Origin of the sequence: Roseateles sp. UC29_93 (assembly GCF_042695725.1) — a bacterium.
Classification (GTDB): domain Bacteria; phylum Pseudomonadota; class Gammaproteobacteria; order Burkholderiales; family Burkholderiaceae_C; genus Roseateles; species Roseateles noduli_A.
This window is the reverse complement of sequence record NZ_CP170545.1, coordinates 1388476-1409483: the sequence shown is the minus strand read 5'-3', so window position 1 is coordinate 1409483 and position 21008 is coordinate 1388476. Positions and strand designations below refer to the sequence as shown.

The window sequence follows — 21008 nt, the reverse complement described above, 5'->3', positions numbered from 1 at the left end:
GCGCGGCGCGAGGGGGAGGGCGTCCGGGAGACGGAAAAGCGGTGCTGGATAGCACAGGGACACTGTCCCGTGAAGCGCTGTTACGAAAACGAGCGCATGCTATAAACCCGCCGCAGCGCTGCCTTCCCCACCCCGTGGACCCAGCGTGTTCACCGCAGTTCCAGGTATGCCGGGTCGATGAAAAAAGGCTTCTACACCATCATGTCAGCGCAGTTCTTCAGCTCGCTGGCTGATAACGCGCTGTTCGTGGCCGCCGTTGAACTGCTCCGCACCAGCGGCGCCGCCGAGTGGCAGCGTGCCGCGCTGGTGCCCATGTTCGCGCTGTTCTACGTGGTGCTCGCACCCTTCGTCGGCGCCTTCGCGGACGCGGTGCCCAAGGGCAAGGTCATGTTCATCTCCAACACCATCAAGGTGCTGGGATGCCTGAGCATGCTGGTGGGGGTGCACCCGCTGATCGCCTATGCGATCGTCGGTCTCGGCGCCGCCGCCTATTCGCCAGCCAAGTACGGCATCCTGACCGAGCTCCTCCCGCCGTCGCAACTGGTGAAGGCCAACGGCTGGATCGAGGGCCTGACCATCGCCTCCATCATCCTGGGCGCCGTCTTCGGCGGCCAACTGATCGGCGACAAGGCGTCGGCGTGGCTGCTGGCCATCGACGTCCCCTTCATCGACACCGGCATCGACACGCCGCCCGAGGCCGCCATCGCCTTCATGGTGGTGCTGTACTTCATCGCCGCGCTCTTCAACCTGCGCATCCCCCGCACGGAGTCTCCGCTGCAGCCGATCGCGCACAACGCGACCGACCTGGTGCGCGAGTTCGCCGCCTGCAATTCGCGGCTCTGGCAGGACAAGCTGGGCCAGATCTCGCTCGGCATGACGACGCTGTTCTGGGCGTGTCGGGGAACATGCGCTACATCGTCTTCGCCTGGGCCGCGGCGGCGCTGGGCTACGGCACGACGCAGGCGTCGGCGCTGGCCGGCGTGGTGGCGATCGGCACCGCCGTCGGCGCCGTGGTGGCCTCGATGGTCGTGCGGCTGGACAAGGCCACCAGCGTCATCCCGCTGGGCATCGGCATGGGCCTGCTGATGCTGGTGCTGAACTTCATCAACAACCTCTGGCTGGCCATCCCCTTCCTGATCGTGCTGGGCGGGATCGGCGGCTACCTGGTCGTGCCGATGAACGCGCTGCTGCAGCACCGCGGCCACAACCTGATGGGCGCGGGCCGCTCGATCGCCGTGCAGAACTTCAACGAGCAGGCCTGCATCCTGGGCCTGGGCGCGCTGTACACGATGCTGACGCGCTTCGGCACTTCGGCCTTCGGATCGATCACGATCTTCGGCCTGCTGGTGGCGGGGATCATGTGGGTGGTCGGGCGCTGGCACGCGCACAACAAGATCGAGCACGCCGAAGAGCTCAACCGCCTGCTGGCCATCGCGCGCAGCGACAAGCACTGAGCGCGACGCCGGGCGGAGGTTTCCGCTCAAACGACGACGGCCCCTCGCGGGGCCGTCGTCGTTTGTGGCGTTCATTCTTACTCCCTCTCCCTCTCCCTCTCCCTCTCCCCGCTTGCGGGAGTGGGCAGGGGTGAGGGCCAGCGGCGGTGGCAGTCCTGAAGCCCTCAGCGCCGCGCGCGCCCGCGCCCGGTCGGCGGCGCCGCGACGACGATGCCGCCGGTGGTCAGCACCTGGTCGATGTGCTCCGACCAGGCGCGGCCGATCTTCAGGCAGCCGCTGTGGTTGAGATGGATCTCGTTGTGCCAGTCGCCGCTGATGCCGCTGGCGCCCGGCGTGGCCGCGGCCAGGGGGACGGCGGTCGAGTCGAACACGAACAGCCCCGGGAACTGCTCCTTGTCCGCCATCAGCGTCTTCAGCAGCAGCGCCAGGTGCATGACCATCAGTCGGCTGACCGCCGCCCAGTCGGCCGCCGGGATCGCGTAGGCCTTGAGCGCTGGATACAGCCACGGGCCGTGGCCGGCGTCTTCCGCGCCGGCCGGGCGCGGCATCGGCACTGCGTAGCAATGGATGAAGACCGGCTTGCCCGCGGACGGCCCCTGGTCGCGCAAGGTCAGCAGGTGGCGCAGGTTGGCCTTCAGGTACTCGGCGTAGGTGGCCCAGCCGGGCTCCGAGAAGTAGCGGCCGACACCGGCGGACGGCGGCCCCCATTCGGTCTGGTTGCGCAGCAGCCGCAGATGCAGCGGCACTTCCACGCCGTCGATCTGCGTCGGCGTCTGGGCCGCCTGGATCAGGTCGTTGCCGCCGACGGACAGCAGGATGCCGTCCCAGACCGGCGCCTCGGGCGCGGTGAGCAGGCGCACGAAGTCGGGGGGAAGACGCCAGTTCAACCACCTTGGACAGGCTTTCGCGCTGTCCGGCGCAATTGATCGCGACGGCGGCCTTGGTCAGCACCAGTTCCTGAAGCAGGTTCGCGTGCGCGCTGAGCTTGGCCTGGGCGGTCGAGAACCAGGAGTCTCCTTGAGCCAGCAGCCGCCAGTGATAAGTCTGCAGGTCGGGCCCGGGCTTGGACTGCAAATCCTCGGGGGCGAAACAGGCCAGGTGATCCAAGAAGCTCTCCCTACTTTGGTGGACGGGTCACACGCGACAGGGTAGGCCGCGTGCATGACAGGCGCACGGCGCCCCGATTGGAGGTCAGGGTCAGTCCTTGCGCCATGCTACAAACCCTGGGCATTGTTGGCCGGTCCGCAGCCCGGATCCAAGCCCCGTCGGGGGGACTGTTGCACAAGCCCCACCTCTTGGGCGTCCCCCCCGTTCCTTCGTCTGTCCCCAGTTCCCGAATGCCGATCCTCGCCCTGATGCTCAACGCCACCATCTGGGGGCTCTCCTGGTGGCCGTTCCGACAGTTCGAGGGGGCCGGCATGCACCCCTTGTGGACGACGGTGATCCTGTACGTCCTGTCGCTGATCGTGGTGCTGGCCAGCCAGCGCGGGGCGATGGCGGAATGGCTGCGCTGCCCCGGCCTGTGGGTGGTGACGCTGGCGGCCGGGATCACCAACACCGCGTTCAACTGGGGGGTGTCGACCGGCGACGTGGTGCGGGTGGTGCTGCTCTTCTACCTGATGCCGCTCTGGGCGGTGCTGCTGGCGCGGCTGGTCCTGGGCGAGCCGTTGACGGCGTCGGCCGGTCTGCGGATCGCCCTGGCGCTGGGCGGCGCGCTGGCGGTGCTGGCGCCGTCGGAGGGCGGCTGGCCGGTGCCGTCCAGCCTGCCGGACGTGCTCGGACTGCTCGGGGGATGACCTTCGCGTTCAACAACGTGATGCTGCGCCGCGAAGCCGCCCGCAGCTCCGGCGCGCGGGCGCTGGCCATGTTCGCCGGCGGCGTGCTGGTGGCGGGCCTGTCCGCGACGGCCATGGCCGGCCAGGGCCTCGCGCCGTGGCCGTCGCTGCCGGGCGCGGCCTGGTTGCTGCCGCTGGCGGGGATGGCGTTGCTGTTCTTCGTCTCCAACCTGTCGCTGCAATACGGGGGCGGCGCGGCTGCCGGCCAATGTGACGGCGGTGGTCATGCTGACGGAGGTGCCGGTGGCGGCGGTCTCGGCGTTGCTGCTGGGCGGCGGCACGCTGGACGGCAAGACCGCGGCGGGCGGCGCCGCGATCCTGGCCGCGGCGATGCTGGCGGCACTGGAACGCCGTCGCGCCTGATCCGTGCCGCCGCGCTAGGATGCACCCCGGTCCAACCGGTCCGCAACGAGGAGGTCCCCCATGAGCGCCAATGGCAAGACTGCGTTCGACTTCGACGCCGTCAGCATCGCCGGTGAACCGGTCGAGCTGTCGCAGTACCGCGGCCGCGTGCTGCTGGTCGTCAACACCGCCAGCGAATGCGGCTTCACGCCGCAGTTCAAGGGGCTCGAGGACCTGTGGCGCGATTTCCAGGCGCGCGGGCTGGTGGTCGTCGGTTTCCCCAGCAATGAATTCGGCGGCCAGGACCCGGGCAGCAACGAGGAGATCTCGTCGTTCTGCCAGCTGAACTACGGCGTGAGCTTCCCGATGATGGCCAAGATCAAGGTCAACGGCGGGGAGGCGCACCCGCTGTGGCAATGGCTCAAGGGCGAGAAGCCCGGCATCCTGGGCACGCAGGCGATCAAGTGGAACTTCACCAAGTTCCTGGTCGGCCGCGACGGCCAGGTGCTGAAGCGGTTCGCCCCGAACGACTCGCCGGACTCGATCCGCGGGGAGATCGAGGCGGCGCTGGCGGACTGAGCCTCACGGCGGGGGGCGTTCCGCCTTCCACCTCATCGACGACATGCACGACGCCGACCGCGAAGCCTTGGGGCGCATCGCCCACCACTTCACCCGGTTTGCCGAGACCGACGGCGCGGACGACGCGCTGTACCAGGCGCTCGCCGCGGTCATCGCGGCGGATCCGGAGCTCATGGCCCTGCTGCTCGAGGCGCCGCAGACGCAACGCAAGCCGGTGCTGCTGCTGGCCGCGCTGCACGACCGGATCCTCGCGGGCGCGCCGCACCCGCTGGCCGCGTACTACGCGAGCGTCGGCGGCACGCGGCGTCCAGGCGGCGACCTGGGACCGCTGCTCAGGGACTTCGTCCATCGGGAGGATGCCGCGCTGCGTGCGCTGATCCGCTCGCGCACGACGCAGACCAACGAGACCGGCCGCTGCGCCGTGCTGCGGCCCGCGTTGCAGACGCTTGCCACGCGGCTGGGCGGCACCGACGACCAGCCGGTCGAGCTGGCGTTGTTCGAATTCGGCTGCAGCGCGGGCTTGATCCTCGGCGTCGATCGCTACGCCTACGACGATGGGGTCCAGGCGACGCCCGGCGAGCGCGCCGATGCGCCGTTGATCCGCAGCGCCTGGCGGGGTGAGCGCCCCGCCGCGCTGCTCGGTGCGTCACGCTGGCGGGCCAGCCGCCGCATGGGCGTCGACCTGCATCCCATCGATCCCGCCGACGACGCCGCGGCCCGGTGGCTCCGCGCGTGTCTTTGGCCGGGCGATGCCGCGCGTCGCGAGCGCCTCGACCGCGCACTCTCCGATGCACGACGGCATCCGTTGCCGCTGGTGCAATCGGAGGATGGGCTCTCGGCCCTGGAGCGCTGGCTCGATGAGCTGCCCGCCGGCGTCACGCCGGTGATCTTCAACGTCTGGGTGCTGGCCTACTTCGACGCCGCGGCGTTCAAGACGCATGTCGAGCGCATCGGTCGTCTGGTGCGCAAGCGTGGTCTGGCCTGGATCAGCGGCGAAGTGGGCAAGCTCGCGCCGCTCCCGTCGCCCCCGGACTGCCCGGCCGGGGAATCGCCCGGCAGCGGCACGCTGTGGACGCTGCAATGGCGCGACGGCGGGGAGGTTCGCACCGAGCCGCTCGCCTGGTCGCATCCGCACGGACGGTGGATCGAATGGCTGGACGCCGAGGGTGTCCGCTCGGCTTGAGCGACTCCCCGTCGCTCCGACCTCAAGCCACGGCCGTCAGCTTCACCAGACGCAACGGCGCGCCGAGCAGTTCCCCGGCTTGCCGCTCGAACGCGCGGAAATGCGGCGTGGCGCGGTGGGCCTCCAACGCGGCCTCGTCGTCGAACGCCTCATGCATCTGGAACGTACCGGGCTCGTCGAGCATTTCGAAGAGGCGGTAATCCCGGCAACCCGGCTCCAGCCGTGTCGGCGCCACCAGTCCGGCAAGGGCGGCCCGCAGGTCGTCGCGACGGCCGGGTGCAGCCGTCAGCACCGCGATCATCGTCAGCAGGCGGGGAGAAGAGGGGTCCGTCAGGCTCATGAGGCGCTCCAGGGAAGGAAAGCGGCGAATGCTAGGCGCCCCGCGTCCAACGCGACAGCCCCTCGCACACGAAACACTTTCAACCCGGACGCAAGAACGCGACCCCGATAGGATCGGCCCTTCCTTCGCTCCCGAGGGGGCGGTTCCTTCAAGAACGATCTGGAGACTTCGCCAATGCTCGCTACCCTTCCCACCTTGCGCCGCGCAGCGCTGGCCCTGGCCGCGATGACCGTCCTCGGCGTCCAGGCGCAGACGGTGCCCGAGCTCAACGCGCTCGCCGCCAAGGAACAGCCCGCGTTGATGAAGACGCTGCAGCAACTGGTCGAGATCGAGTCCGGCAGCTCCGACCGCCAGGGCCTGGACCGCATCGCCGGCGTCATCGCGCAGCGCTTGCGTGAGCTCGGCGGACAGGTCCAGCTGATCGATCCGGACACGATCATCGCCTCGCCGACCTCGGACGCGGGCGACGGGCCGGCCAAGGTCGGCCAGATCGTGCGGGCGTCGTTCAAGGGCGGCAACGCCAACGGCAAGCGCCTGATGCTGATCGCGCACATGGACACCGTCTACCAGCGCGGCGGCCTGAAGCAGCAACCCTTCCGCATCGACGGCAACCACGCCTACGGGCTGGGCATCGCCGACGACAAGCAGGGCGTCGCCACCATCCTCCATGCGCTGGCGATGCTGAAATCGGTCGGCTTCAAGGACTACGCCGAGATCACTGTGCTGATCAACGGCGACGAGGAGATCGGGTCCCCCGGCTCGAATGCGCTGATCACGAAGCTCGGCGGCGAGCATGACGCCGTGCTGTCCTTCGAAGGCGGCGGCGCCCCGACATCGCCGGACACGGTGCGCCTGGCCACCAGCGGCATCGCCTCGGTGGACCTGAAGGTCAAGGGTCGCTCGTCGCACGCGGGCGCGGCGCCGGAGAAGGGCATCAACGCGCTGACCGAGCTGTCGCATCAGATCCTGCAGACGCGCGACCTGTCCGATCCGAAGCGCGGCCTGCACCTGAACTGGACGATGTCCAAGGCGGGCTCGGTCCGCAACGCGATTCCCGAGCGAGCCGAGGCCCAGGGGGACGCGCGCGCGGACCGCTTCGCCGACTTCGACGGCATGGAAGCCGAACTGCGCAAGCGCATCCAGAACAAGCTGATCCCGGACGCCGAAGTGACTTTGAGCTTTGTCCGTGGACGCCCGCCACTGCAGCCGAACGACGCGTCGCGCGCGCTGGCCGCCAAGGTCAAGGCATTGGCTGACGAACAGAAGCTGGAGCTCGTCGTGCGCGACCGTTCAACCGGCGGCGGCACCGATGCCGCTTATGCAGCCATGGCGACCAAGGCGGCGGTGATCGAAGGCCTGGGCGTGCGCGGCTACGGCGCGCACAGCAGCGACAGCGAGTACGTCGTCGTCGACGCCATCGCGCCGAAGCTGGTGCTGGTCACGCGCCTGGTGATGGCGATCGGCAGCGGCAAGGCGCTCTGACGCAGCCCTCGGTGGCCCGGAGAAGGCCGCAGTCCTCGGTCGTTCGGGGACGGCATGGCGTGGGGTTTCGGACCTTGCGTCCGGGGCCCCATGCCATGGCGGCCAAGCGCGCCACAGGTGGCAGGACCAGGCGTATTCAGCCCTTCGGATACAGGACCATCTGCGTGCAGCGGAACAGCGCGATCGTCTTGCCGTTGTGCGTGACGGTCGCGTCCCAGACCTGGGTGGTGCGGCCCATGTGGACGGCGGTGGCGGTGCACTCGATGACGCCGTCGCGGGCGGTGCCCAGGTGGTTGGACTTGAGTTCGACCGTGGTGAAGTTCTGGGCGCCTTCGGGCAGCGACGAGATGCAGCCGTAGCCGCAGCAGGTGTCGGCCAGCGTGACGACGCTGCCGGCGTGCAGGTAGCCGTTGGGCGCCATGACCTGCTGGGTGACTGGCAGGCGGGCGAAGACGCGGCCTTTCTCGACCTCGACGATTTCGATGCCCATGTGGCCGGGCAGGCAGGCGGCGCCGCGCGCGTTGAAGTCGTTGATCATGTGATTCTGTGGAGCGGGTGATGCGAAGCCGGCATTGTCGTCGGCCTGTATCGGCGCATCGGCACGGGGGCTGTTCCGGTGCGGGCGGGCGTGGCTGGGGATAATGACGCGAGCCGATAGTCCAACGGGGAGTTCCCAGCATGTTCCAGCACGTCGACGCCTACGCGGGCGATCCCATCCTCAGCCTGAACGAGGCTTTCCAGAAGGATCCGCGCACGCAGAAGATCAACCTGTCCATCGGCATCTACTTCGATGACGACGGTCGCATCCCGATGCTGGACTCGGTGCGCCGGGCCGAGCTGGCCGTGGTGGAACAGGCGGGCGCGCGACCCTACCTGCCGATGGAAGGCGCGGCCAACTTCCGCACCGAAGTGCAGAAGCTGCTCTTCGGCGCCGACAGCGAAGCGCTGCAGAGCAAGCGCGTCGCGACGATCCAGGGCGTGGGCTCGTCCGGCGGCCTGAAGGTCGGCGCGGACTTCATCAAGCGCTACTTCCCTGACAGCGCGATCTACCTGAGCGACCCGACCTGGGACAACCACCGCGCCGTCTTCGAGGGCTCCTACATCGAGTGCCGCAGCTACCCGTACTACGACGCCAGGACCGGCGGCCTGCGTTTCGACGCGATGCTGCAGGCGTTGTCGGAGGCGCCGGCCCGCAGCGTCGTGCTGCTGCACGCGTGCTGCCACAACCCGACGGGCGTGGACCTGTCGCAGTCGCAATGGGACGCGCTGATCCCGGTCCTGCAGGAGCGTGAGCTGATCCCCTTCCTGGACCTGGCGTACCAGGGCTATGGCGACGGGCTGGAGCAGGACACCTTCGCGATCCGGGCGCTGACCTCGGCGGGCCTGAGCTTCTTCGTCGCGAACAGTTTCTCCAAGAACATGAGCCTGTACGGCGAGCGCTGCGGCGCGCTGTCGGTCGTGTGTCCGGACGCGGCGCAGGCGGCCAACGTGCTGGGGCAGCTGAAGTTCACGATCCGCCGCAACTATTCGAACCCGCCGATGCATGGCGGCCAGGTCGTGGCCAAGGTGCTGGGCGACCCGCAGCTGCGCGCGCTGTGGGAAGGCGAGGTCGAGGAAATGCGCGAGCGCATCCTGGCGATGCGCAACGCGCTGTTCGAGGTCGTGTCGGCCAAGGTGCCGGGCCGCAACTTCGACTACTTCCTGAAGCAGCGCGGCATGTTCAGCTACACCGGCCTGACGCCGGAGCAGGTGGACCGTCTGCGGGAGGAATTCGGCGTCTACATCCTGCGTTCCGGCCGCATGTGCATCGCGGGCCTGAACACGCGCAACGTCGAAGCGACGGCGAACGCGATGGCGGCCGTCCTGGCATGACCTGACCCGGTCAGTGCCGGATGTTTGGAGGGCAGCCGGGAGGCTGCCCTTTTCGTTTCTCGAACGATCGGGACGAACTTTCTTGGTTTGCAGGCGCACTTCGTGCACCCCTCGTACCAGGATGTCCCATGTATCCCCTTCCGTTGTCCGCAGTCCGTCAAGTTCATCTGGCGGCGGATGTCGATGCCGCCGAGCCTCATGGTGGTTTGTCAAATGAACCGGACGCTTCCTCGTGGCAGGCGGCAGGGCCTCGCAGACAGCGGCCAGTGCCCCATGCCGCCACCTTCGCCGGCGCGGCCGCTTTGCGCGGACAGCAGGGCTCAGGCCACGGGCGGGCTCACAACGCGGGCATCATCGATGAGTTCCTGGACCGGCGCTGCAATGGGCTGAGCGCGCTGAAACGGACCGTCACGGCGATCCACCAATGCGGCGCCAGGACTGTTGACGCGCTGGCCTGCTTCGAGGAGCTGGACCGGGCGGCTCGTCGGTCGGGCGACGCTCGGGCCAGTCCCAACCGGTTCATCTACAACGCGCTGATCTCGGCGCATGTGAAGGCCATGGACCCGGACGGCGCCGTCCAGTGGTTCGAGAAGATGCTCAAGAAGGGCATCAGGCCGGACGTGGTCACCTACAGCACGCTGATCTCGGCGCATGAAAGGCTCGCCGACCCGAAACGCGCCGCCGATTGGTTCGAGCACATGGTGAACAACGGCGTCGAGCCGAACGCTGTCACGTACAACGCGCTGATCTCGGCGTATGCGAAGGCTGCGGACCCGGAAGGGGCCAGCGACCGGGTCGATCAGATGGTGAGCGACGGCATCGAGCCGGACATCTTCACCTACGGCGCGCTGATCTTGGCGCACGCCAGGCGTGCCGACACGCAAGGTGCCGTCCGATGCTTCGAGCACATGCTGGCGCAAGGCATCCAGCCGAATGCGCGCATCTACAGCACGCTGATCTCCGCGCTGGAGAAGGGTGGCGATCGGCGTCAGGTAAGCAGGCATCTGAGAGACGCCGTCGCGTGCGGGGCCTTCCAACACTGCCTGGGCTACGACAAGGACAGCAACAAGCTGGACTTGCACAGTCGAGCCGTCGAGTCAGGCGCGGAGCACGAACGAAAGGGCGTCTGCACGGAGGTGGCGCGGGCCATCTTCCGTCATCTGTTGAATGAGCAGGTGATCAACCGGCAGACCACCGTTGTCGTGGGAAGTCACGGCGAGGATCTGATCAAGGAGGCGATCCGGCAGTGCATGGTCGATGCCGGATGGACGCCGCACCACCCGATCGACCACCGCACAGGACGTCCCAACGTGGGATGCTGGGTGGGGAGCGACCCAGGCCCCAGGGGGACGGCGAAGTCCGCCACGTCACGGAAGCCGCAGGCATCACCCTTGCGCGCATTCAACAAGGTTATGGGTAGCGGCACCGCTTTCATTGGCTGACGTCGTCACGAGTCCGTAACCTCCCGGACCATTCAAGAATGATTTCGTCCGGGATGAAGCAGCTAGTCGTGATCGGTGGGGGCGTCGTGGGCGTCACCACCGCCTGGGCCCTGGCGGAGGCGGGGCACCGGGTGACGCTCGTGGAGCGCGAGGCCACGCTCGCCACCGGCGCCAGCCGTGCGAACGGCGGGCAGCTCAGCTACCGCTACGTGTCGCCGCTGGCCGATGCCGGCGTGCCGCTGAAGGCGCTGCGCTGGCTGCTCGATCCGGACGGCCCGCTGCGCTTCAAGCCCGACGGCACGACCGCGCAATGGCGCTGGTTGGCCTCGTTCCTTGCGCATTGCCGCGGGCCGGTGAATCAACGCACGACCGAGCGGCTGCTCGAACTGGGCGCCTTCAGCCAGCAATGTTTCGGCGAACTGCAGCGGCACGCGGCGCTCGATGCCATTGCGCTGCGCACGCCGGGTAAGCTGGTCGTGTACCGCAAGGCGGAGGAATTCGCCCGCGTCGCCGCGCGCACGCCCGCCGGCGGGCCGGAACGGGCGTTGACCCGCGATGAGTGCCTGGCGATCGAGCCCTCGCTCGGCGACGGCGGCGCGCAATGGCTGGCCGGGGGCATCTTCACGTCCGGCGAGGCCGTCGCCGACTGCCATGCACTCAGCGTGCAACTGGGCGAGCGGCTCGCGCGGCATCCGAATTTCCGAGGGCGGGTGAAGGCCAGTGCCACCGGATTCGTCGTCGAGGGCGGCCGCGTCGTCGCGCTGAGGACGGACCAGGGGGGATCTGGTCGCGGACGGCGTCGTGCTGGCCGCCGGCCTGCAAAGCGCGGCGTTGGCGGAGCTCGTCGGCGTGCGGCTGCCGCTGTACCCGCTGAAGGGCTACAGCCTGTCCGCGCCAATCAACGGTGTGCATCGACCGCCGACGGTCAGCGTCACGGACTTCGAACGCAAGACGCTCTACGCCCGCATCGGCGATCAACTTCGCGTCGCGGCGATGGTGGACCTGGTCGGCGACGACACCAGCATCGACCCCAAGCGCCTGGCGGCGCTGCAGCGCAACGTGCGCGAGACCTTCCCGAGGGCGGCCGACTACGAGCATGCCGTGCCCTGGGCTGGCCTGCGCCCGGCGACGCCGAGCGGCGCACCCATGCTCGGCGAGACGCCGCTGCGCGGGCTGTGGCTGAATGTCGGCCATGGCGCCCTGGGATTCACCTTCTCGTTCGGCTCGGCCCGCATCGTGGCCGACCTCATCTCCGGCAAGCCCAGCCCGATCGCGCTGGACGGGCTGCAACTCCGCGCCGCCTGAGGGGCCGTGATGACGATGGCCGGCAAGCCCGTCGCGCTGGACGCGGCCTCGCTCGCCAAGGCGCTGCGCGCCGCGGTGCTGGCGCAGGACTTCGGCGCCACGCGCGATCCGCAGGACGAGGGCCGGTCGATCCGGCATTTCCCGAGCATCGACCTCGCCGTGGTCGCGTTCCCGGAACGGGGCGCGCCGGTCGCGGCGAACGTGCTGTTCTCGCGTGAGTTTCCCGAGGGCCTGGTCGCCGATATCGCGGCGGGCGCGGGCGCCGTGCGCAACATCCGGTATCTCGCAGATCAGCGCGATGCCGAGGGCAACTCGATCGCCTGGCGGCCGGCGTCCGACTGGTCCGCGATGGACTGGGTACCGCTGGCCGGCGACGTGGGCGAGGGCGGCGGTCGCGTGGTGGCGCCGTACCCGGCATCGCTGCTCAAGCTGATGCTGCTGGTGGGCGTGGGCCGTCTGGTCGACCAGGGCCGGGCGGGCTGGTGGCAGCCGCTGACCTACAACGGCCGCGAGCGCGCGGTGTCCGACTGGGCCTACGACATGGTCACGTGGAGCAGCAACGAGGCGACCTCGGCGCTGGTCACTTTGATGCACGCGGCCGGCGCCATCCGCCGCGACGGCGGGCGCGAGGTGCGCAACGAGCTGCACACGCTGTTCGCCTCGCTCGGGCTGACGACGCTGCGCTTCGCCAACACGACGGCGGAGGGCGGCTGGGGCAACGGCTCGGGATCGGGCGTGGGTCAGATCCAGATGACCGCGTGGGACACGGTGCGGCTGCTGTGGTGGTTGGACCCGGTGGCGCCGCGCGCGCCGTGGTTGCGCGCCGATGCGCCGCGGCTGTCGGCCGAGAGCCGCAACCAGGCCATGCATGCGTTGCAGGACCAGGCGCTGCACCAGGTGCTGTCGAGCAGCGCGCTCGGCGGCGTCCCCGGCTGGGTGCCGGGTCTGCCGGCGCGCCTGCCGGGTCGGTGGCTGCTTCCCGACGGCGCGCTGCACGCGGGCGAGGTGTCGTTGCCCGGTGACCTGCGCCGTTTCGCCACGGGGGGCGAGGTCTGGTTCGCCCACAAGACCGGCAACACCGAGAACTACACGTCCGACGCGGGCATCGTGCGCGGCATCCTGCCGCGGCGCCGGCATTACCTGATCGCGCTGCTGAGCAACCTCGGCTCGCGCTACGCTCCGCACCCCAGCTGCTCCACGACCTGGCGCATCCCGGCGCTCGGCGCCGCGATCGACGCGCGGATGGCGGCGTGGCTGGAATCCTGATTCCGACGATGTTCCTGGCGCGCGCCGCCGATGTTGTTCCTCAACGCTGCTCATGGCTGAAGACACCTTCCTGCTGCCTCCGTTGCCCGAGCGCGCCTGCCTCGGCGTGATCGCCCCCGCCGGACCGCCGCGGGACGGCACGCTCGACCTCGTGGTGCCGCTGATCGAGCGGCTGGGTTTTCGCGCCAAGCTCTTCCCGAGCTGCCATGGACCGGCGTTCCTCGGTCATCTTGCGGCGGACGATGGACGACGGCTGGCCGACCTGCATGAAGCGCTGGACGACCGCCAGGTCGACGCGGTGATCGGCCTGCGCGGCGGCTACGGCTGCCTGCGCCTGCTCGACCGCATCGATCGCGCGCTGCTGCGTCGATCACCGAAGCCGCTGATCGGCTACAGCGATCTCACCGCGCTGCACGCGCTGCGACAGCAACTGGGTGTCGCCGGCTGGCACGCGCCGATGCCGGCCTCGGACTGGCACAAGGGCGACGCCGGTTGGGCCGATGCCGTCGCGCTGGCCGAGCGGCTGCGCCGCGGGCTTCGTGCGGGTGACTCTCTGGACCTGCGCTCGCGCCGCATCCGCTGAACCGTGGCTCGACGCCGGTGCGCGGCGTGCTGAGCGGCGGCAACCTGGCGGTGCTCGTCGCGCTGATGGGCACGCCGTTCATGCCGGACCTGCGCGGCGCGGTCCTGTTCCTCGAGGACATCGGCGAGGACCCGTACAAGATCGATCGCCTGCTGTGCCAGCTGCGCCTGGGCGGCGTGTTCGACGACATCGCCGGTGTGCTGCTCGGCAGCTTCACCGATGCCGACATGCCCGACGAGGTGCTCGCCGACTACTTCGGCGACCTCGGCATCCCGGTCCTCGCCGGCTGGCCGAGCGGCCATACGACGCCCAACCTGCCATTGCCGATCGGCGTGGCGGTGACTTTGGATCCGGTCGAAAGAACGCTCAGGGCTTGAGCGACGGCACGCCCCAGATCACCGTGGCACCAGCGGGCGCCACCACCGAAGTGCGATGAGTTCCTGGCGCGTTTGACGACTCGATCAAGTCGTGTTCCGGCAGCAGCGGGGTGCCCGGTGCGGGGAGATGGTCTCGCGGCATCTGATCGATGCTCACTGCCCAGAGCCCAAACTCGCCCGTCAGCTGACTCTCTCGCAGGAGCCACATCCAGGTGCCGGTCAATGCATCACGGATGCTCAATTGTCCTTGCTCGAGCAGGCGCAGATCACGCCCCGAGATTGGCGCCAGCAGCGTGAAGCGGAAGTGCGCGTCCTCGCCTGCCAGATAGGCCAGCATGATCTGGCGATGACTGTTGCGCGTCAGATAGACGATGGGTTGCTCGGCTTCGTACAGCACGCGTTCTTCGATGAGCGGGATCGGAAGCAATCCATCGGGAAGTTTGGCGGCGAGGTCGAGATCAATGGTCATGGGCGGTCACCTCGAAATCGTTGGCATCCAGCATGTCGTTGAATGGCCACCAGTCCATGTGGCCGCTGGTGTGGGGGCGACTGATCGGGCCGTGCAGGGGCGTCAGCGTCGCCATAGCAATGTGAGCGCCGAGATGGGGTGAGCTCATCTGGCGATGTCGTGCTTCTCGCCAGGACGAGAAGACCGAGAGTGCTTGTCGGCGACACGGATCTGCCTTCGTGGCGATGCCGAGTTCCGCATGCGTGCGGAAGTCGAGACCCGAGGGCGGATTGGTCTTGACGATGCGATAGACCGGTTGACGACGAAGCGTGTCGAGCATCTTGTTCTCGCGCCGATGACAACCACTCCGATTCCGTCAAGAAATTGGAATGCGCGGCGCGGGCGCCACACGACGGGATCTCCCCCATCGGAGGGCCGACTTCAGGACGAATCAGTCCCGGGCATGACCTGTCACTCACTCCGCTCGCAACAGTGCGAGGAGGTCGATGTGGCGCATGCCGTCTATCTGGTCGAAGGCTTTCAACGTTGGATGCGCAAGCAGGCCATGCAGAGACGCCGACCTCTGCCGCGCCGTGGCGGAAATGGAACGCGGGCTGATCGATGCAAATCTCGGTAGTGGACTCTTCAAGAAGCGGATCGCACGATCCGGGGCCGGCAAGCGCGATGGGTATCGCGTGATCATGGCCCATCGACAAGGCGCTCCGTGGTTCTTCATTGAGGGCTACGCGAAAAACGTCATCGCCAACATGGATGAGCAGCAGTTGCATAACTGCAGGACCATGAGTGTTTTCCTTTCCGCAATGGACGCAGGCCATCTTGAAACCGCCATCAACTCAGGATTCTTGAAAGAGGTGAACTGTGATGCGCAAGCGCAAGTACGACTCGATTGACCGAATGGTGAAGACCGGACGAGGCATGCACGCTCTCGGGCTGATGAGCGACGAACACATGCAGCGTCTGGGATGGGGCGGCATAGCGCCTCCTGGGGACCTGACGCCCGAGGAGGTCCGCGCCATCCGGGAGGAGGAGGATCTGAACCTCTATGTCTTCGCCAACATGCTCAACACGACGGCGCGTCTGCTGCGCCGCTATGAGCAGGGAATGACCCGACCCACCGGACCCGTCCTCCGACTGCTGCACACGATCCGGGAACAGGGCATGAGGAACGTTTTTCCCCTGAGTTCCCGTGCACTCGGCGGCATCACGAAAAGGCCCGCCGGTCTCCCGGCGGGCTTGGTGTCCGAAGGCCCGCCGCGCGAGGCGGCAGACAGTGCTTGATCAGAAGAACTTGTAGTCCAGGCCCAGCGTGAACGAACGTCCGCGCGGGTCGGCCACACGCGGCTCCCACGAGCTGCCCGAACCGGTGTTCGTGTCGTAGCTGTTCGCGAACGGCGGGTCCTGGTCGAAGATGTTCTTCACGCCCACGGTGACCGTCAGGTTCTTGATGCCGCTGTAGGCCACGCTCGCGTGGTGCAGGTAGTAGGGCTTGACCCACGGATCGAAGGCCGGCGCCGACGCGTTGCCGTTGGCCACGCCCGGCGGGACATAGCCGTAGTAACCGGTGCTGTACTGCTGGCGCAGCGACCAGGCCCAGTCGCCATACGTGTAGGTGATGTACGCGCTGTGCTTCCAGCGAATGCCCAGCTCGCTCGACCGCGTGAACTGGCCGATCTCGCTCGGGCCGAAGGCCACGTTGTCCAGCAGCTTGGAGCGCTTCTTCAGCAGGTAGGTGCCGTCCAGCCCCGCGCTCAGGCGGCCGCCGTTCATCGGCGTGCTGCCGCGCATCGACAGCTCCAGCCCGCGCGTCTGCGTCTCGCCGGTGTTCACCCAACGGGTGTCCACCGTCTGCAGCACGCCGTTGGCGTCGCGCTGGAAGGCCTGCGGGAACAGCTGGTAGTTGTTCAGGATCTGCGTCAGCGTCAGGCTCTGGATCTGGCCGTCACGACGGATGTCCCACAGGTCGACCGAGGCGCTGAAGTCCTTCACCGGCTGCCACACGAAGCCGATGTTGGACATCTTCGACTCTTCCGGCTTCAGGTCCGAGCGACCGCCGAACAGCGTGTTGAAGGTGACCGCCTGGCAGCCCGGTGCGTTGCTGACCACGTTGGTCGGGCAGGTCGACGGGTCCGGCACGCCGGCGCCGGTGTACGGCGACTCGGTCACGCCGTTGAACAGCTGGTTGAAGGTCGGCACGCGGAAGCCGGTGCTGTACGACGCGCGGAACACCAGGCTGTCGATCGGCGCGTAGCGGATCGAGGCCTTGGGGTTGGTCGTGCTGCCGAAGCCGGTGTACTTGTCGTAGCGCACCGAGAGGTTCAGGTCCAGGTTCTTGACGATCGGGATGATGGTCTCGCCGAAGATCGCGCCCACCTTGCGCTTCACGCCGTTCAGCGCGTTCACGTTGTCGAACGGCGCGTTGAAGATCCAGGTGTTGATGTCGTTGGTGTTGACCGTCTGGTTGCCGTCGAAGCGGTACTTCTCGATCCGGTAGTCCACGCCCACCGCGCCCATCACGTCGCCGGCCGGCAGCTTGAACAGCGGGCCGGACGCCGTCGCGTCGTACTCGTCGGTCGTGTACTTGCCGCCGTAGAGCTTGGTGCCTTCCGCCGAGATCGCGTCCAGCGCCGCCAGCGCGGCCGGCGTCTGCGACTGGCCGGCCAGCAGGAACGGGTTGAGCACGCCGGTGTTGATCAGGTTGGCCAGGCCGACCCAGTTCTGGTAGCCGGAGCCCAGCACCGAGTTGCTCTTGCTGAACGCCTGCGACGCGCCGACCTTGTAGTCCCAGTCCTTGAGGAAGGGCAGCGGACCGTCCATGCTCAGCAGGTAGCGGCCGGTGTCGGTGGTGGTCTCGAATTCACGCGAGCCGCACTCCATGCAGCGCCAGCGGAAGGCCAGCGGCTTGCCGGCCTGCGAGGCCAGCGACGGGAAGGCGCCGACCAGCGCGTTCCACACGGTCTGGTAGCTGGCGCCGGACGACGGATAGGCCAGGCTGCGGAACGGGCTCGGCACCGCCGTGCCGTTGGGCAGGCCGATCGTCGCCGTGGCGCTGCCGCTGCTGATCTGGTTGGCGGAGAAGATCTTCTGCGACTCCGACTTGCCCAGCAGCACCTCGCCGGTCAGCGTGTGCTCGCCCAGCTTGAGCATGCCGCGCGTGACCAGGTTGGTGTTCTTCACCGGCTGCTGGATCACCGCCGCCTTGCCCGAGTCCCAGGCGCAACCGAACTGGTTGGCCGGCGACGCGGCGGCGGAGTTCCACAGCTTCTCGGCGTAAGGCGCCATGCCGGGTTGCGAGGCGCAACCCGCGCCGCCCGGCAGGTCCAGGATGTTGGCGCTGGTGAGGGTGGCGCCGTTGTAGACCGGCGGCGTGATCGTGGGCGAGAAGAAGACCGTCGCGAACGGCGTGCCGCGCGTGTCCGGGGACAGGCCGCGCTCGGGCTGGAAGCTGTTGACGAAGTCGCGCTGCGAGCCGTCCAGGCGCTTGTTGTCCGTCATGGACAGCACGGCCATGACGTTGAAGCCGTCCTTGTCGATGTTGCCCACGCCGCCCGTCACCGAGCCGCGGTAGATGTTGCCGCCGCCGTGCTGCGTCACGTCGGTGAAGCCGCTGACGGTCAGGCCGGTGTAGTCCTTGCGCAGGATGAAGTTGATGACGCCGCCGACGGCGTCGGTGCCGTAGGTCGACGAGGCGCCGTCCTTCAGCACCTCGACGCGCTCGATCGCGGCCATCGGGATCTGGTTCAGGTCGACGACGCCGCCGTTGAGGCCGTGCGCCGCGATGCGGCGGCCGTTCAGCAGGATCAGCGTCGCGTTGGCGCCCTGCAGGCGCAGGTTGGCGGAGGTCGCGCCGTTGTTGCCGCGGGACTGGCCCGAGACCACGTCCGCGTTGGAGGCCAGGTTGTCCAGGCCGTTGCCGTTGGACGAGAGCGTGGCGATCAGCTGCTCGGCCGACACGATGCCCTGGCGGTCGAGGTCGCGGCGCGAGATGGTCTGCACCGGCAGCGCGCCCTCGTCCTGGATGCGCTTGATGCTCGAGCCGGTGATCTCCACCCGCTCGATCTTCTGGACTTCCTGCGACCAGGCCGCCGCATGGGCGCCCAGGCCCACCACGACGAGGCAACGGGCGAGTTGATTCAGTTTCACGACCTTCTCCTTGTTAACCGGACCGGCGTCCTGGAACGCCTCCAACGACTGGGGTCGTCCGATGCGCGGCCGACCCTTGGGGTGCTGTGTTGCGAGCTGTGAATGATCTTCAAGCACGAGCGGTTTTCACCGTCATAGGAACGTCACCCATTTGTTGTTTCCGTCCCGATGAATGCTTGTCTCGCGCGTATAACCTGCGGGAATGCAGCGGGGCCGGGAATATACAGTCGCTGCTCATGCGATCGATCCCCGCCTTCGTGCTCCTGGTTGCCGCGCTCGCGACGAGCGGCTGCGCCACCTTCGTCGACACCCCGCCCGCGCCGGTCGAGACCGCGCTGCGACAGGCCGGCGTGCCGGCGTCGTCGCTGGCGGTGGTGGCCTATCCGCTGGACGCGACGGGCACCGGGCTGCGCCTGAACGCGGACCGGCCGATGGCGCCGGCCTCGACGATGAAGACGATCACCGCGGTGGTGGCGCTGGACCGGCTCGGTCCCAACAGTCGGGGACAGACGCAGCTGCTGGCCGCGGGCGAGGTGCGCGACGGCCGCCTCGACGGACCGCTGGTGCTCAAGGGCGGCGGCGACGCGGACCTCGACTGGCCCGCGCTGTGGGCGTTGCTGCGCGAGGTGCGCGAGCGCCACGGCGTGCGCGACCTGGCCGGCGGCATCGTCGTCGATCGCGGCCTGTTCAACCCGGCGCGCCTCGACATCGGCGCGCCGCGTTTCGACGAGCAGGCCGAGTTCCCGTACAACGTCATTCCGGATGCGCTGCACCTCAACGGCAGCCTGCTGCAGTACGACTTCTGGTCCGACGACCGGGGCCTGACGGTGCGGCCGTATCCGCAGTTCGGCGGGCTCGCGATCGACGCCAGCGCGGTCCGGCTGAACGACAAGCCGTGCAAGGACTGGGACGACGGCTGGAAGCCGTCGCGCTTCGAGGCGCTGCCCGACGGCGGCGGACGCCTGGTGCTGGCCGGCGAGTTCCCGCGCGGGTGCCAGGTCTCGCAATCGCTGAACGTGCTGGACCGCCAGTGGGAGACGGCCCAGGCGCTGCGGCAGCTGTGGGGCTCGCTGGGCGGCACGCTGTCGGGCGAGATCCGCGAGGGCATGACGCCCGAAGGCGCCCGCGTGCTGGCGCAGCACCGCGACCGCCCGCTGGCCGAGCTGCTGCGGCCGGTGCTGAAGTCCTCGGACAACGCGCTGGCGCGGATGCTGTTCCTGCGGCTCGGCGCCTCGGCGGCGCAGCCCGGCGAGGACACCCGCGAGGCCGCCGTACGCGTCGTGCGCGAGTGGTTCGCCGCGCAGAAGATCGACACCACCGGCCTGACGCTGGAGAACGGCTCCGGCCTGTCGCGCAGCGAGCGCGCCTCGGCGGCGCAGCTGGCGGCGATGCTGCAGGCGTCGGCCCGCGGCGCGCACGGCCCCGAGTTGCTGGCCACCTTGCCGGTCGCGGGCGTCGACGGCACGCTGGTCCGTCGCATGAAGGGCACCGCGGCCGAGGGCCGCGCGCGGATGAAGACCGGCACCTTGCGCGACGTCGTGGCGCTGGCCGGCTTCGTGCCGGACTCGACCGGCAAGACCTGGATCGTGGTCGCGATCGTCAACGACGATCAGGCGGCCAAGGCGCGTCCGGCGATCGACGCGCTGGTGGACTGGGTGGCGCGGCGCTGATCCGCGTGACGGGTCAGAAGCGACGCCACGGGGCGCGACTGGCCTGCGGCAGATAGCGATCGAGCAAGCGCAGGACATCGCCGCCGACGGCGGGATCGCTGCAGCTTTCCAACCGGTCCATGAGCGCGTTGAACTGGTCGCGATCCGGCAGCGGCAGCTGTCTCACAGGGTCGAACCGGCCCTGCTCGTACGCGTTGAAGAACGCATTCCGGTGGTGCAGGAAAAAGACCATCGCCTGCTGGGCGGGGTCCTGGGCGACCTGTTCGATCGGCCGGCCATCCTTGTTGCCGATGCTCAGGAGGATGCGCTGGTTGGCGGACCAGATCCGATCGAACTGGGCGAGGCGTTCTTCGATGCCCGTCACATTGCCGGCCTGCGCCCGCGCCTTCACCCCTTTCGCCATGGTCTCGAGGTGCAGTCCCCATCCCCGCAGCGCCTCTCGCACCTGCGGCGTATAGGCGGTCGTCAGCGTCGCGGCGGCCCACCGCAGCCCGATGCGCCAGGTGCTTTCCCAATGGAGCGCAGCCTGCGCCAGTTCATCAGGGGTTCTTGAGACGCCAGCTGTGGCGGGGGTCGCGGTGCCGTCCGCCCACAGGCTGGCCGGCGGTGTCGCGGGGATGAATTCGGGGGCCGCCGGGTCCATGACAGCACCTTTCGGAAGAGTGGAGA

Annotated in this window: 21 protein-coding genes and 2 pseudogenes; 16 read left to right on the top strand and 7 right to left on the bottom strand. The window is 68.5% G+C overall.

What is annotated here, in order from left to right; all coding sequences use genetic code 11:
- Positions 1-177: 177 nt before the first annotated feature.
- Positions 178-1454, top strand: a pseudogene (gene lplT / locus ACFJIX_RS06580) (lysophospholipid transporter LplT).
- 164 nt (positions 1455-1618) lie between these two features.
- Here lplT and ACFJIX_RS06575 read toward each other — a convergent pair.
- On the bottom strand, positions 1619-2314 hold the full coding sequence (locus tag ACFJIX_RS06575; RefSeq protein WP_377158602.1) for a hypothetical protein: 696 nt from the start codon (positions 2312-2314) through the stop codon (positions 1619-1621).
- 477 nt (positions 2315-2791) lie between these two features.
- Here ACFJIX_RS06575 and ACFJIX_RS06570 point away from each other — a divergent pair, with 477 nt between their 5' ends.
- The 4 genes from ACFJIX_RS06570 (at position 2792) to ACFJIX_RS06555 (ending at position 5393) form a co-directional block, all read left to right on the top strand.
- Positions 2792-3250 (top strand): DMT family transporter, encoded by a 459-nt coding sequence (locus tag ACFJIX_RS06570; RefSeq protein ID WP_377158600.1) that lies wholly within the window; start codon positions 2792-2794, stop codon positions 3248-3250.
- 264 nt (positions 3251-3514) lie between these two features.
- Positions 3515-3652 (top strand): hypothetical protein, encoded by a 138-nt coding sequence (locus tag ACFJIX_RS06565; RefSeq protein WP_377158599.1) that lies wholly within the window; start codon positions 3515-3517, stop codon positions 3650-3652.
- A 60-nt stretch (positions 3653-3712) separates the two neighbouring features.
- Positions 3713-4210, top strand: coding sequence for a glutathione peroxidase (locus ACFJIX_RS06560; RefSeq protein WP_377158597.1), 498 nt, complete (start codon positions 3713-3715; stop codon positions 4208-4210).
- A gap of 43 nt (positions 4211-4253) precedes the next feature.
- Entirely contained in the window at positions 4254-5393 is a 1140-nt protein-coding gene (locus ACFJIX_RS06555; protein ID WP_377158596.1) for a DUF2332 domain-containing protein, read from the top strand.
- Positions 5394-5415: 22 nt separating this feature from the next.
- Here the strand turns inward: ACFJIX_RS06555 and ACFJIX_RS06550 are convergent, their stop codons facing one another.
- Positions 5416-5733 (bottom strand): putative quinol monooxygenase, encoded by a 318-nt coding sequence (locus tag ACFJIX_RS06550; RefSeq protein WP_377158595.1) that lies wholly within the window; start codon positions 5731-5733, stop codon positions 5416-5418.
- Positions 5734-5907: 174 nt separating this feature from the next.
- Between ACFJIX_RS06550 and ACFJIX_RS06545 the strand changes: the two genes are divergently transcribed.
- On the top strand, positions 5908-7215 hold the full coding sequence (locus tag ACFJIX_RS06545) for a glutamate carboxypeptidase (protein WP_377158593.1): 1308 nt from the start codon (positions 5908-5910) through the stop codon (positions 7213-7215).
- A gap of 136 nt (positions 7216-7351) precedes the next feature.
- Here ACFJIX_RS06545 and ACFJIX_RS06540 read toward each other — a convergent pair whose 3' ends face one another.
- The gene (locus ACFJIX_RS06540) at positions 7352-7753 is read right to left on the bottom strand and encodes a PaaI family thioesterase (protein ID WP_377158592.1); all 402 of its coding nucleotides are present in this window, start codon (positions 7751-7753) and stop codon (positions 7352-7354) included.
- Positions 7754-7893: 140 nt separating this feature from the next.
- Between ACFJIX_RS06540 and ACFJIX_RS06535 the strand changes: the two genes are divergently transcribed.
- The 7 genes and pseudogenes from ACFJIX_RS06535 (at position 7894) to ACFJIX_RS06505 (ending at position 14060) form a co-directional block, all read left to right on the top strand.
- Positions 7894-9087: an aromatic amino acid transaminase gene (locus ACFJIX_RS06535; protein ID WP_377158590.1), complete on the top strand. Its 1194-nt coding sequence runs from the start codon at positions 7894-7896 to the stop codon at positions 9085-9087.
- Between the two features lie 128 nt (positions 9088-9215).
- Positions 9216-10529: a hypothetical protein gene (locus ACFJIX_RS06530; RefSeq protein ID WP_377158588.1), complete on the top strand. Its 1314-nt coding sequence runs from the start codon at positions 9216-9218 to the stop codon at positions 10527-10529.
- Positions 10530-10567: 38 nt separating this feature from the next.
- Positions 10568-11251: pseudogene (locus ACFJIX_RS06525) on the top strand (FAD-dependent oxidoreductase); the annotation flags it as partial.
- A gap of 79 nt (positions 11252-11330) precedes the next feature.
- Positions 11331-11834 (top strand): FAD-dependent oxidoreductase, encoded by a 504-nt coding sequence (locus tag ACFJIX_RS06520; protein ID WP_377158586.1) that lies wholly within the window; start codon positions 11331-11333, stop codon positions 11832-11834.
- A 9-nt stretch (positions 11835-11843) separates the two neighbouring features.
- Complete coding sequence (locus ACFJIX_RS06515) at positions 11844-13100, top strand: hypothetical protein (protein WP_377158584.1); 1257 nt, start codon at positions 11844-11846, stop codon at positions 13098-13100.
- 52 nt (positions 13101-13152) lie between these two features.
- Positions 13153-13683 carry an LD-carboxypeptidase gene (locus tag ACFJIX_RS06510; protein WP_377158582.1) on the top strand — a complete coding sequence of 177 codons (531 nt, stop codon included), beginning with the start codon at positions 13153-13155 and terminating at the stop codon, positions 13681-13683.
- 17 nt (positions 13684-13700) lie between these two features.
- Positions 13701-14060, top strand: coding sequence for a hypothetical protein (locus ACFJIX_RS06505; protein ID WP_377158580.1), 360 nt, complete (start codon positions 13701-13703; stop codon positions 14058-14060).
- Here ACFJIX_RS06505 and ACFJIX_RS06500 read toward each other — a convergent pair.
- The gene (locus ACFJIX_RS06500) at positions 14050-14529 is read right to left on the bottom strand and encodes a hypothetical protein (protein ID WP_377158578.1); all 480 of its coding nucleotides are present in this window, start codon (positions 14527-14529) and stop codon (positions 14050-14052) included. The two genes, ACFJIX_RS06505 and ACFJIX_RS06500, sit on opposite strands and share 11 nt — an antisense overlap.
- Positions 14519-14848 carry a hypothetical protein gene (locus ACFJIX_RS06495; RefSeq protein ID WP_377158576.1) on the bottom strand — a complete coding sequence of 110 codons (330 nt, stop codon included), beginning with the start codon at positions 14846-14848 and terminating at the stop codon, positions 14519-14521. The genes ACFJIX_RS06500 and ACFJIX_RS06495 overlap by 11 nt, the downstream gene beginning before the upstream one ends.
- A gap of 175 nt (positions 14849-15023) precedes the next feature.
- Here ACFJIX_RS06495 and ACFJIX_RS06490 point away from each other — a divergent pair, with 175 nt between their 5' ends.
- Both ACFJIX_RS06490 and ACFJIX_RS06485 read left to right on the top strand, forming a co-directional pair.
- Entirely contained in the window at positions 15024-15419 is a 396-nt protein-coding gene (locus ACFJIX_RS06490) for a type II toxin-antitoxin system RelE/ParE family toxin (protein WP_377161650.1), read from the top strand.
- On the top strand, positions 15391-15807 hold the full coding sequence (locus tag ACFJIX_RS06485) for a helix-turn-helix domain-containing protein (RefSeq protein WP_377158574.1): 417 nt from the start codon (positions 15391-15393) through the stop codon (positions 15805-15807). Before ACFJIX_RS06490 ends, ACFJIX_RS06485 begins: the two co-directional genes overlap by 29 nt.
- On the opposite strand, the gene ACFJIX_RS06480 is transcribed toward ACFJIX_RS06485, so the two are convergent.
- Entirely contained in the window at positions 15808-18669 is a 2862-nt protein-coding gene (locus ACFJIX_RS06480) for a TonB-dependent receptor domain-containing protein (RefSeq protein ID WP_377158572.1), read from the bottom strand.
- A 236-nt stretch (positions 18670-18905) separates the two neighbouring features.
- Between ACFJIX_RS06480 and dacB the strand changes: the two genes are divergently transcribed.
- Positions 18906-20339 carry a D-alanyl-D-alanine carboxypeptidase/D-alanyl-D-alanine-endopeptidase gene (gene dacB, locus ACFJIX_RS06475; RefSeq protein WP_377158570.1) on the top strand — a complete coding sequence of 478 codons (1434 nt, stop codon included), beginning with the start codon at positions 18906-18908 and terminating at the stop codon, positions 20337-20339.
- Positions 20340-20352: 13 nt separating this feature from the next.
- On the opposite strand, the gene ACFJIX_RS06470 is transcribed toward dacB, so the two are convergent.
- Complete coding sequence (locus ACFJIX_RS06470) at positions 20353-20982, bottom strand: hypothetical protein (RefSeq protein WP_377158568.1); 630 nt, start codon at positions 20980-20982, stop codon at positions 20353-20355.
- Positions 20983-21008: the final 26 nt, after the last annotated feature.

Coding starts and splice junctions, on each gene's coding strand:
- ACFJIX_RS06485 (WP_377158574.1), top strand. CDS start 15,391: ATGCGCAAGCGCAAGTACGACTCGATTGACCGAATGGTGAAGACCGGA.
- ACFJIX_RS06515 (WP_377158584.1), top strand. CDS start 11,844: ATGACGATGGCCGGCAAGCCCGTCGCGCTGGACGCGGCCTCGCTCGCC.
- ACFJIX_RS06570 (WP_377158600.1), top strand. CDS start 2,792: ATGCCGATCCTCGCCCTGATGCTCAACGCCACCATCTGGGGGCTCTCC.
- ACFJIX_RS06535 (WP_377158590.1), top strand. CDS start 7,894: ATGTTCCAGCACGTCGACGCCTACGCGGGCGATCCCATCCTCAGCCTG.
- ACFJIX_RS06470 (WP_377158568.1), bottom strand. CDS start 20,982: ATGGACCCGGCGGCCCCCGAATTCATCCCCGCGACACCGCCGGCCAGC.
- ACFJIX_RS06530 (WP_377158588.1), top strand. CDS start 9,216: ATGTATCCCCTTCCGTTGTCCGCAGTCCGTCAAGTTCATCTGGCGGCG.
- ACFJIX_RS06540 (WP_377158592.1), bottom strand. CDS start 7,753: ATGATCAACGACTTCAACGCGCGCGGCGCCGCCTGCCTGCCCGGCCAC.
- ACFJIX_RS06565 (WP_377158599.1), top strand. CDS start 3,515: ATGCTGACGGAGGTGCCGGTGGCGGCGGTCTCGGCGTTGCTGCTGGGC.
- ACFJIX_RS06555 (WP_377158596.1), top strand. CDS start 4,254: ATGCACGACGCCGACCGCGAAGCCTTGGGGCGCATCGCCCACCACTTC.
- ACFJIX_RS06500 (WP_377158578.1), bottom strand. CDS start 14,529: ATGACCATTGATCTCGACCTCGCCGCCAAACTTCCCGATGGATTGCTT.
- ACFJIX_RS06490 (WP_377161650.1), top strand. CDS start 15,024: ATGCCGTCTATCTGGTCGAAGGCTTTCAACGTTGGATGCGCAAGCAGG.
- ACFJIX_RS06510 (WP_377158582.1), top strand. CDS start 13,153: ATGGCTGAAGACACCTTCCTGCTGCCTCCGTTGCCCGAGCGCGCCTGC.
- ACFJIX_RS06550 (WP_377158595.1), bottom strand. CDS start 5,733: ATGAGCCTGACGGACCCCTCTTCTCCCCGCCTGCTGACGATGATCGCG.
- ACFJIX_RS06560 (WP_377158597.1), top strand. CDS start 3,713: ATGAGCGCCAATGGCAAGACTGCGTTCGACTTCGACGCCGTCAGCATC.
- dacB (WP_377158570.1), top strand. CDS start 18,906: ATGCGATCGATCCCCGCCTTCGTGCTCCTGGTTGCCGCGCTCGCGACG.
- ACFJIX_RS06495 (WP_377158576.1), bottom strand. CDS start 14,848: ATGCTCGACACGCTTCGTCGTCAACCGGTCTATCGCATCGTCAAGACC.
- ACFJIX_RS06545 (WP_377158593.1), top strand. CDS start 5,908: ATGCTCGCTACCCTTCCCACCTTGCGCCGCGCAGCGCTGGCCCTGGCC.